Annotated in this window: 8 protein-coding genes and 1 pseudogene; 7 read left to right on the top strand and 2 right to left on the bottom strand. The window is 46.2% G+C overall.

Annotation, left to right across the window (positions count from 1 at the left end; genetic code table 11):
• The 4 genes and pseudogenes from AC3A8L_RS15545 to AC3A8L_RS15530 form a co-directional block, all read left to right on the top strand.
• A pseudogene (locus AC3A8L_RS15545) lies at positions 1-784 on the top strand (hypothetical protein); the annotation flags it as partial.
• Positions 777-4,538, top strand: coding sequence for an efflux RND transporter permease subunit (locus AC3A8L_RS15540; protein ID WP_487963187.1), 3,762 nt, complete (start codon positions 777-779; stop codon positions 4,536-4,538). The pseudogene AC3A8L_RS15545 and the gene AC3A8L_RS15540, both read left to right, overlap by 8 nt.
• Before the next feature lie 410 nt (positions 4,539-4,948).
• Entirely contained in the window at positions 4,949-6,256 is a 1,308-nt protein-coding gene (locus AC3A8L_RS15535; protein ID WP_487963186.1) for a malectin domain-containing carbohydrate-binding protein, read from the top strand.
• Positions 6,257-6,472: 216 nt separating this feature from the next.
• Positions 6,473-6,922 carry a hypothetical protein gene (locus AC3A8L_RS15530; RefSeq protein ID WP_487963185.1) on the top strand — a complete coding sequence of 150 codons (450 nt, stop codon included), beginning with the start codon at positions 6,473-6,475 and terminating at the stop codon, positions 6,920-6,922.
• Here the strand turns inward: AC3A8L_RS15530 and AC3A8L_RS15525 are convergent, their stop codons facing one another.
• Positions 6,923-7,246 (bottom strand): MGMT family protein, encoded by a 324-nt coding sequence (locus AC3A8L_RS15525; protein WP_487963184.1) that lies wholly within the window; start codon positions 7,244-7,246, stop codon positions 6,923-6,925. It lies immediately after the preceding gene.
• On the opposite strand from AC3A8L_RS15525, the gene AC3A8L_RS15520 reads away from it, so the two are divergent.
• The 3 genes from AC3A8L_RS15520 to AC3A8L_RS15510 all read left to right on the top strand — a co-directional run bounded on the left by AC3A8L_RS15520 (position 7,235) and on the right by AC3A8L_RS15510 (position 10,452).
• Positions 7,235-7,612: a GNAT family N-acetyltransferase gene (locus AC3A8L_RS15520; protein ID WP_487963183.1), complete on the top strand. Its 378-nt coding sequence runs from the start codon at positions 7,235-7,237 to the stop codon at positions 7,610-7,612. The two genes, AC3A8L_RS15525 and AC3A8L_RS15520, sit on opposite strands and share 12 nt — an antisense overlap.
• 465 nt (positions 7,613-8,077) lie before the next feature.
• On the top strand, positions 8,078-8,968 hold the full coding sequence (locus AC3A8L_RS15515) for a diguanylate cyclase (RefSeq protein WP_487963182.1): 891 nt from the start codon (positions 8,078-8,080) through the stop codon (positions 8,966-8,968).
• On the top strand, positions 8,965-10,452 hold the full coding sequence (locus AC3A8L_RS15510; protein ID WP_487963181.1) for a methyl-accepting chemotaxis protein: 1,488 nt from the start codon (positions 8,965-8,967) through the stop codon (positions 10,450-10,452). Before AC3A8L_RS15515 ends, AC3A8L_RS15510 begins: the two co-directional genes overlap by 4 nt.
• On the opposite strand, the gene AC3A8L_RS15505 is transcribed toward AC3A8L_RS15510, so the two are convergent.
• Positions 10,449-10,787, bottom strand: coding sequence for a hypothetical protein (locus tag AC3A8L_RS15505; RefSeq protein WP_487963180.1), 339 nt, complete (start codon positions 10,785-10,787; stop codon positions 10,449-10,451). The genes AC3A8L_RS15510 and AC3A8L_RS15505 overlap by 4 nt on opposite strands.
• Between the last annotated feature and the right edge of the window lie 354 nt (positions 10,788-11,141).

The following is an 11,141-nucleotide window of genomic DNA, read 5'->3' as shown; positions in this document are numbered from 1 at the left end:
TCCCTATCACAATGCGCCTTTGGTCGTGCCCGCAAGCGCCGTATTGCGCACCGGCAAACGGGCCGTGGTTTACGTAAAAATACCCGCGCAAGAACAGCCCATGTTTGAAGGTCGCGAAATTGTGCTTGGCCCACGCGCGGGTGATGTATTTATTGTAAACAGCGGATTAAACGAAGGCGACTTAGTGGTTACCCAAGGCGCTTTTAAAATAGACAGCGCACTGCAAATTCAAGCTAAACCCAGCATGATGGCCCCAGCACCCAACCGCGCACCTAGCCAGCACAACCACGGCGCCATGTCCGGAACACACAATCCGGCGAACAAGCCTCCCACAAACACCCCCAAAGAAACACCGCACCTAGAAGCTTCAGAACTTACGGCAACCCAGCTGAAAATATTAATGCCGTTGTACTTTGAATTACAGCGTGCCCTGGCCAACGATAATATTGAGGAGGCCCGCGCCCAGTTGCAACAACTGTTATCGGCCAGTACCCCGTTACCCACGCTACAACAACTGATAAAAACAATGCTTAACAGCGATTCACTCAGCGCGTTGCGGCTACCGCATTTTGAAACGTTAAGCCTTTATTTAATGCAAGGCGTGAATAATCATGCGGGTACGTTTGATACGCCCATTCACCAAATGTACTGCCCCATGGCACACCCCGACAGGGGCGCGAGCTGGTTGCAAACATCGGCCACCACACAAAACCCCTATTTTGGCAAAGCCATGTTGCGCTGCGGCACCCATAAAGCGCAACTAGCGGGGCCACACAATGAATAAATTTAACCCTTTAAACGCTATTATTCATTTTAGCTTACACCATAAGCTAGTCGCTTTTTTACTTGCGGCGGGCTTAATTTTTTGGGGTTTTTTAGTCGCCCCTTTCGATTGGGACAATAACCAGCTGTTGCGCGCGCCAGTACCTGTAGATGCCATTCCCGATATTGGTGAAAACCAACAAATTGTTTTTACCGAATGGCCTGGACGCTCGCCGCAGGATATTGAAGATCAAATCACCTACCCGCTAACAACCACGCTATTGGGTTTACCCGCCGTTAAAAGCGTGCGCAGCTATTCCATGCTGGGTATATCCTCTATTTATATTATTTTTAAAGACGATGCCGAATTTTATTGGACGCGCAGTCGTATTCTCGAAAAATTAAATAGCCTACCCGCAGGCACATTACCCGACGGTGTACAGGCCAAAATTGGCCCAGATGCAACCGCGCTTGGGCAAATATTTTGGTACACCCTCGAAGGCCGCGATGCCAACAACGAACCAGCCGGAGGCTGGAATTTACAAGAATTAAGAAGCACCCAAGACTCGCTAGTGCGTTACGCCCTACAAGGGGTAGATGGCGTAGCCGAAGTGGCCTCGGTTGGGGGCTTTGTTAAAGAGTATCAAATAGATGTCGACCCCGACGCTTTACGGACGTACCAAATAACACTGGCCGAAGTGTTCGATGCCGTGCGCGCCAGTAATTTAGATGTCGGGGCACGCACAATTGAAATTAACGCCGTTGAATATGTCATTCGCGGTTTAGGTTTTATTAAAAGTTTAGAAGATTTAAACCGCACCGTAATTACCCAGCGTAATAACGTGCCCATTACCCTCGCACAAATTGCCACTATTGGTTTTGGCCCAGCCTTGCGGCGCGGTGCTTTAAACAAAGAAGGCAGTGAGGCCGTAGGCGGTGTGGTGGTTGCACGCTACGGCGAAAACCCACTGGCGGTTATCAAACGCATCAATCAAAAAATTGCTGCAATTACTCCAGGCCTGCCCAGCAAAACCTTAGCAGACGGTAGCCTAAGCCAAGTTCGCATTATTCCATTTTATAATCGTGCAGACTTAATCAAAGAAACATTACATACCCTTGAAAGTGCGATTCATCAGCAGTTGTTAATCACCTTTATTGTTGTGATTCTGTTAATGCTACACCTGCGCAGTGCATTATTAATAGCCGGTATTATGCCGCTGGCTGTCTTATCTGCGTTTATTGGCATGAAGCTGTTTCGTGTTGATGCCAATATTGTTGCGCTTTCGGGCATTGCCATTGCCATTGGTACTATTGTCGATATGGGCATAGTTCTTACCGAAAATATTCACCGACATTTACGCAATAACCCCGATGCCAATAATCATCTAAAAACAGTGTACAACGCCTGCGCCGAAGTCTCTGGCGCTATCGCCACGGCACTGCTCACAACCATCATTAGTTTTTTACCCATTTTTACGATGGAAGCCGCCGAAGGCAAACTGTTTACACCACTGGCCTATACCAAAACCTTCACACTGGTGGGCGCCTTTATTATTAGCCTTGTCTTAATCCCCACCCTTGCACACCTATTATTAGTGCGCCGTATTCCCAATGCGGGCACACGCGCACTGTGGCTTATTATGGCACTAGTGGGCATTGCGCTTCCTTTTGTTGTACATTTTGCGCCTTGGTGGCTAGGTGTTTTGGTCTTTGCGACAGCTGCGTTTAACTTAGGCCAAGCGTATTTACCCCCGCGTATAGCCCACGTACTCAAAAATGCATTTTATGCAATTTTAGCCATAATCATTACTTTATTGCTAGCCGCTAGCTGGCAGCCCTTTGGCGCAGATAGCGACAGCGCCAATGCTATTTTTGTGCTTGGCCTTATTGCTGGGTTACTGGCTTTTTTTGCACTTTTTATTTTTTATTATCAACAAATGCTAACCGTACTGCTCACACAAAAGATTCTGTTTTATAGCGCCATGTGTGCCGTGCTTATTTTTGGTGGTTGCATATGGCTGGGGTTTAATACTGTTTTTAGTTTTTCACCGAATGCGATTAAAAACACAGCGTTCTGGCAATCGGCCGAAAAAACCCTGCCTGGGCTAGGAAAAGAATTTATGCCTAGCCTTGACGAAGGCTCCTACCTTTTTATGCCAACCACCATGCCCCACGCCAGCATTGGCGAAGCGATGGATATTTTAACCCTACAAAACAAAGCGATTAGCGCCATTCCAGAAGTGATCGATGTGGTGGGTAAGTTAGGCCGCGCCGAAAGCCCTTTGGATCCCGCCCCTATATCCATGATCGAAACGATGATCAGTATTGCCCCAGAATATAAAAGCGACGACAAAGGCAATGTTTTACGCTTTAAGTACAATACCAAAGAGCAAACATTTACGCGCAATACTGATGGCGACCTTATAGCCGATAAAGAAGGTAAGCCTTTTCGACAATGGCGAGATCACATTCACCAAACTGATGATATTTGGCAAGAAATTGTAACCGCCGGTAATGTGCCCGGTGCTACCTCGGCGCCTAAACTACAACCCATCGCGGCGCGTATTGTGATGCTACAAAGCGGCATGCGTGCACCTATGGGCTTAAAAGTTTTTGGCCCTGATTTAGCCACTATCGAAAAAACAGCCTTGCAAATAGAAGGTTATTTAAAACAAGTCCCCAGCCTTAAAAGCCAAGCCGTATTCGCCGACCGTATTGTAGGGAAGCCCTATTTGGAAATTGCCATCGACCGCAATGCCATTGCCCGTTATGGGATAAAGATTAAAACCGTGCAAGAGGTTATCGAAGTGGCCATTGGTGGCATGCCAATCACTTATACCGTAGAAGGCCGCGCGCGCTACCCCGTAAGGGTGCGTTACCAGCGCGAATTGCGCGATTCCATCGAGGGTATTCAAAACATTTTAGTGGCCGCGCCCGATGGCACACAGGTGCCACTTAAAGAGCTCTCTAGTATTAATTACTTACGCGGCCCACAAGTGATTAAAGCCGAAAATACTTTTCTGGTCGGTTATGTTTTATTTGATAAACACAGCCACATTGCCGAAGTTACAGCGGTAGAAGATGCCCAAGCTTTTTTGCAACAGCAAATAGACAACGGCAATTTTAAACTTGCCGCAGGCGTAAGCTATCAATTCACTGGCAGCTATGAGAACCAAATACGGGCCGAAAAAAAGCTCACCCTAATCATCCCCCTTGCCTTTCTGGCGATTGCCATGGTGCTATACCTACAATTTAAAAGCATTGCCATTATGAGTATTATTTTTAGCGGGATACTCTTTGCTTGGAGCGGCGGGTTTATTCTAATTTGGCTATACAACCAACCTTGGTTTTTAGACATAGTTATTTTTGGCAGTAATTTAAGGGATGTTTTTCAGGTGGGTAGCATTAACTTAAGCGTTGCCGTTTGGGTTGGATTCCTTGCGTTATTTGGTATCGCCACAGACGACGGCGTGATTATGAGCACTTACCTTAAACAGTTATTCACCCAAGAAAAGCCGCAAACATTGGCCGCGATACGCGCAACAACCATTACCGCCGGATTGCGCAGGGTACGCCCCGCGATGATGACCACCGCCACAACCCTAATCGCCTTACTGCCGGTGATTACCTCTAGCGGGCGCGGGGCCAACATTATGATCCCCATGGCCATTCCTATTTTTGGCGGCATGCTTTTAGCCGTTATGACAATATTTATAGTGCCAATAACGTACTGCTCATTGGAGGAAATAAAACTAAAGGCAAGACAGTTTCGGTAATAATATGCGCGTTAATTCACATCCAGATCAATCACAAAGTAAATATTTTTTAATTAGTCATGTTGGAAAATATTTACTCTCATCAGATAAAAAAATGCTGATTTATTTTTATCTGTACGCATATTAATTTTTACCCCAACTAACGCGCTTTTGCAATTTGCATGAACCACCTCACAGCCCTGCCCCAAAGGAGGGTTTCAAGGCTTTTTACTTTACCTAAAATAAAAGGCAATTCAGCGATAGCGTGTGAACCTCTCTCTCAAAAAAAACAGCCTAGGCCATAACCATCTTTAACAAAAAACGGTTATGGCCAAGTAATGAGATCACTCGCCGCTGTGTTTAATAAAGCCCCGCACGGCTAGTACAAGCAGGCGAGGCTTAAATATTAAAGCCCATAAAGTGGTAACGCCATGAACTTGAAACCTTTTCTACTCTCCGCTGTACTGCTCAGTATTACTGGCTGCGTTGCAACCGAGACTCCAGCATCATCCTCAAGCCTCGTCGCCACGGCCAGCTCAAGCGCCGCACTTTCTAGTGCCGTGTTAACTAGCGCTACATTACTCAGTAGCGAAGCCATCATCAGCAGCTCTTCTAGCGCGCCCAACACAAACCTTACGCTGGTGAAAGCGGTAAATGTCGGCTCTAGCGATGTGGTTACTTATAATGGCGTTGAATACGGGCGCGACCAATTTGGCTCGGGCGGCACACAAAACAGCACCGCAGACCCTATTGCGAATAGCGATGACGGCAGCTTGTTTCAATCCGAGCGCTACGGCGAAACCCTCACCTACAACATTCCCGTAACCAACGCGAGCTACACCGTCGTTTTACATTTTGTTGAAATGTTTCAAAATGCCAGTGCAGCACGCAATTTCAGCATCAGTATTGAAGGCAGCACAAAGCTTGCAGACTTAGATATTTACAACACCGTGGGCCACGACAGCGCTTACAGCTTCACCACAGATGCACTTAACGTAACCGATGAAAAGCTCACCATTACCTTAAATGCCAGTATCGATAATGCGACACTCAGCGGCTTTGCTATTTATTCGTCTCACGGCGGCCAATATATTGAGCCAATGCTCAACGATTCTGACGTTTGCCCAGCAAACGCGCCCTGCAGAATTCTACCCTTTGGCGATTCAATTACTGACGGCGTTCCCGCTACCGGCGCAGGAGGCTACCGCGCGCCTTTATTTGAGTTAGCGGTCAATGCGGGCAAAAAAATTACCTTTGTGGGCGACAACCAAAATGGCCCGTCCAACGTTGCGGGCGTTGCCTTCCCGCAAAGCCATCAAGGTCATAGTGGATGGACTGTCGCACAAATTAACGACCTTATCCCAAGCCCAGCCTTTGATGGCGCACCACATATTGTACTGCTACACATTGGCACCAACGATATGTGGAACGGCCCCAGCGGCCTAGAAGGGCGCCTAGAAGACTTGCTTGACGACATTCTCGATCAAGCACCGCTCGCACTGGTTGCCGTTGCCTCGATTATCCCTTGGCAAGACCACGCCGCCCGTATTGCCAGCTACAACCAAGCCATACCTAGTATTGTGCAATCGCGAGCGGATGCAGGCTTTAAAGTTATTTTCGTTGACCAGTTTCAAGGCTTCCCTTCTGGCGAGCTAGCTGATGGCATTCACCCTAACGCTGCGGGTTATTCCCGAATGGGGAAAAAGTGGTACGACGCGATAGAGCAGTACCTTCCTTAGCTATGGCATAAAGCTAGGGCTTAACGCTCATAGCTCAGCATAACTAAATCACTGAAAGCGCTAGATGACGAAGTAGGCCTCTAGCGCTTTTTTATTACCCGTTAACCCCCCCCCATAATCCCAAACACCCTAGCTTCACAGATCGTACTCACTGCCTTAAAATACCCGCCATCTTTAGCGTTTCGCTATTCCCCACCACCTACCCTATGAGCCCCTATGAGCCGTGTATCCTTTGCCCAATGGTTAACTGTCGATATTTCTATTAGCGATAACTTCTCTTTCCAGCCTTTACCTGAATTTGGCATCGAAGAAAACGTGGTCTGTTTTTGGGAAGACGAGCAAGTGAGCTTTACCATTGCCCTTGACGAGCAACCACCTCACGCTAGCCACGATGAACACTGGGCCGAACTGGAAACCGCGCTGGAGAAAGAATTTGGCACGGTAACGGTGCTGCAAAACGATGTGTATGCAACAGAAGCCGATGTACCGGTGAGCTATAAGCTTTACCAAGCCGGCGAAGGCGACGAGGCATCGCTGTTAATTTACCACCTGATTAGCCATAAAAAAGCCGCCTACTGGATTATTGGCTCGCCTATTTTTTGCACCGACGCCCCCGCAATTAACGACATTATTATTGCGCTGATGGAAACCGCTAAGCTTAAATAATTAGCACCAAAAGAATGCTGAGGGGATTTTATCGCCCTTAAAGATAATGCCTTCAGCTTCCAACAATTTACGCTGCCGCTCATAAGGCCCGCTACCCACCGCAAATGATAATCGCCCCTGCGCATTCACCACACGATGCCATGGCAGCTTGGTTTCAGCCGGTAAGGCTTTAAGCGTTGCACCCACCTGGCGGGCATAACCCGAAAAACCCGCCATTTTCGCAACCTGCCCGTAAGCCACAACCTTACCCGCCGGCACACCCGCCACCACAGACCATGTTTTTTCGATAAACTCTTGAGTCGCCATCAGGTTTTGTGGCCCCATAAAACACCGGCCTTTTGCCAAGTTGCCGGCGATGAGAGCGCCCACCACTTTGGCGGTTTTATCGGTGCTCAGCTCGTCAGCGTTATCTCGCTATATGGCAACCACACTCCAATACAAAACAACACCATGCAATTTAGAAAATTCGCCACCCTTCCCGTATACCAAGGACAAGGTATTGGCAAACAGCTGCTACAACACACGATTAGCGAAGCGCAGCAATTAAAAGCTGAAATACTTTGGTGCGATGCGCGCACAAGTGCTATGGACTTTTACCAACGTTTTGATTTTGAGGTAATGGGTACTGAATTTATGAAGTCCGGTGTCAGTTACGTAAAAATGCAACGAAGCCTAAGGGGCGAGCATTAAATAAGTTCCCGTTTTTGAATTCCTGGGTGTACGCTTGCCTTCGTTAAAAACATTTGCAATAGCCGGCTATTACGCCATATTTTCGCCTCGTCAAGCAAGCACCCAAAAAACCAAATTCCAGCAACTTATTCCGTGCACGCCCCTAAAAGGTAAAAATGTATAGAAAACGAGTCATTAAAAACAACGTCAAAAAATTATCTCTTCATACAGATATAAATAGAATATTAGTAATACGACAATTTTATTTCTGAAAAACACAATCAACACTACCCACCGATTAAGACTTATAAAAAATATCGTCGCTAGGCGCCATTAATAGTTTTTTGATGCCAACCTCAGTTGACCTTCCCCAGACGACTGCTAGATTTAAATCATCAACGTATAGGCAGCCTGAAGCAATACCCTTCGTCTCGCGCACCCAATACAGAGCCTAATATGACTAAAAGGTTAGAGGTTTGAACCTGCATGATAAGATTTAAAGTATGGCTGCTCAGTATTGCCTTTGCAGGCTTGGCAACTACATTAACAACTACAGGCTGCTGGGCAGAGGTTATTAATGTGCCCAGGGCAGCTAACGACAAAGGTCGCCTGCCCGACTTACTGCTAAATGCGGCCCTTGAGCGCGGAGGGAAGTATCAAATCACTTACCCCTATGGCGATATTGAAGCGCTCCCCTTAAGCACACGGATTAATGGCTTAAAGAACGGCGAGCTCGATATTTTTGTGGCTCTATCAACGCCAGAATACGAGCAAGAGTTCATTCCCGTTTACATCCCCATTTACCGCGGCATGATGGGAATGCGCCTTGCAATTATTAAAAAGGAAAATGCAGAGATATTTAGCAAGGTAAAAACACTTGATGACCTGCGAGAATTTAGTGCCGGCCAAGGTAGATTTTGGGCTGACTCTAATATTCTGGAATACAATTCACTGCCCGTTGTTAAAACGTTGAAGTACACCAACTTATTCCCCATGCTTGAGGCCGATCGTTTTGACTACTTTCCTCGCGGCATTCAAGAACCTTGGACTGAAGTAGAAAACCACCAAAGCCTTAACCTTACGATCGATTCACATATTATGCTGTGGTATACAGCACCGTTTTATTATTTTGTACCACAATCCAAACCAGAACTCGCCGAACACCTTACGCAGCAGCTAGAGGCCATGATTGAAGACGGATCTTTCATGCAGTTGTTTAATCGTGAACCTTACATTCAAAACGCGCTAAAAAAATCCAATATTGAGCAACGGACTATTATCAAATTAAAGAACCCTTTTTTAGGCGACAATACACCCACCGAACGAAAAGAACTTTGGTATACCCCAAACTACCCCTCTATTGATGAATCACTATGAAATCGATTACTTTTAAAGTCCTTACGTCGGTATTAGGTACAATCAGTCTTATTTTAGCCATTGTCGCTGCCGCGTCTTACTTATCGCTCAAAGAGAATCAACTTCAACAATTTGAGCAACAAGTCGAGGATACCAACAAACAACTTGAAGTGATTATGACGGACCCAATATTTTCTTACGACATTGAGGTCTTACAAAAAATATTGAACTCTTACAAACCAAATCCACTGATTGCGAACATCATTATTCAGGATCAGAAATCACGCATGATGGTTTCCATAACGACGCAGCGTAACGTGGCGAACACCTATAACATCCCGATTTATTTCTCTAACGACAGAGAAGTCGGTACAATTTCGGTCAGTTATTCTCGCGATCAAATGGATGCCGTTCTTGTAGGTAAAATCACAGAAATATTCACTAACCTGCTGATTACCTTGGTCGCACTCAGTCTTTGCCTAATATGGTTAATTCAACAAGTACTCGTAAAACCGATAACACAGGTATCACGTATTATCACGGCTATGAATACCGAGGGATGCTTTGACTTAACCGCAAGAGTTCCCGTTACCAGCCAAGACGAGGTGGGCGTATTAGCGCAAAGTTTTAACAGCCTTTTAGCAACGGTTGAATTCACACTCAAAGATGTGAAAACAAATATAAGCCAAGTGAGTCACTGGCTTAATAAATTTGAAGATATTAGCCGCAACACGAACGAAACAACACAAAATCAAAAAAACATTACCGACAACGCGCTAACCCATGTACAAGAGCTGCAAGCCGCAATTACTGGCATTGTTGAAAGCACAGAGATTACTGCAGCAGATTGCCAAGAGTCACTCTTTGTTGCAAAAGAACGCAAACAGGATGTCGAGGAGAATTTAAGACTTGTACGTAACCTGGTCTCTGAACTCGATACTAACGCATCTAAATCCAACGAGTTAAAAGAAGCAAGTCGATCCATTGGCAGCGTGCTTGATGTGATTAAAAATATTGCGGAGCAAACAAATTTACTGGCATTAAATGCCGCCATCGAAGCCGCAAGAGCTGGGGAATCTGGCCGGGGTTTTGCGGTGGTGGCTGACGAAGTTCGAACACTTGCGCAACGAACACAAGCCTCTACATCTGAAATTGAAACCATCATTGATGAGTTACAAGTTAAAGCACAGGAAGCTTATGCAAGCACGCAGCAGGGTCAAGGGTTAGCCAGCCAAGCTATTACCCTAACCGAGCAAAGCGCTCAATCGTATAATTATATTTCTGAAAAGTTACAATCCATTAATACAAAAATTAAAGACGTGGTCGTGGCCGCCGACAAACAGCGCATGCTCAGCAATGAAGTCAACCTGCATATGCAGCAAGTCCAGCAAGGGTCTCAAGACCTCACCAGGGAAATTCAAACCATGCACTCGGATTCCGTGATTGTTCATACCGCCGAGAAACAGTTAAATGAAGATCTCAGTAAGTTCAAATTTGCGGGTTAAAAGTTAGCGTCAACTTTCACTAATTCCACGTCATCAACCGTCATGGTCCATGTACCGTTGATTTTTTGGGGTGGCTGGCTAACAAAAAAAGTGGTTTCCATAAACAGTACCCCCACCACAAAATTATCGCCTTGAAACGATTTAATAGGCGCATTGATTGATCGCGTGCTATTGCCCTCTTGACGCTGATAATCAACGGTGCCGCCAATATCAATACTCAGCAGCATACCCTCGCCCTGCCATCCACCCGCATAGGTTAAACGATCTTCAGGTAATGGCTTGGCACAGCCAGTAAGCAGGCCAACCACGATCAGTATCAATAAGTATTTATTCACTAACAATCCTCCGCCAAATGACGCTTTTATCATAAATGAAGATAATTGATGAAGAGAATAGAAGCTAGCGCACAGCTTTACAATAGCAACGGCAAAAGGATCTCTGCCGGCAGCGGCTTACCCCGCCACCTCTCGACTACGAGCATTAGATTTGGCTTAATAAGGGGTGTGTATTAAATAACTTCCCGTTTTTGAACTCCTGGGTGCACGCCCCTAAAGCGCATCGTCAGCGCGCTTAAATACCGCATCGAAGTCTTCGCTACCACATCGATGGGCAACACCAATACTGCAAGTAATCTTTAGGGGCGAGGCAATAATAGTTTATCTAAATTAGACGATGGGGCCTACAGGGAA

It is taken from the genome of Marinagarivorans sp., from assembly GCF_982758155.1.
This window is presented reverse-complemented; position numbering and strand designations above follow the sequence as displayed.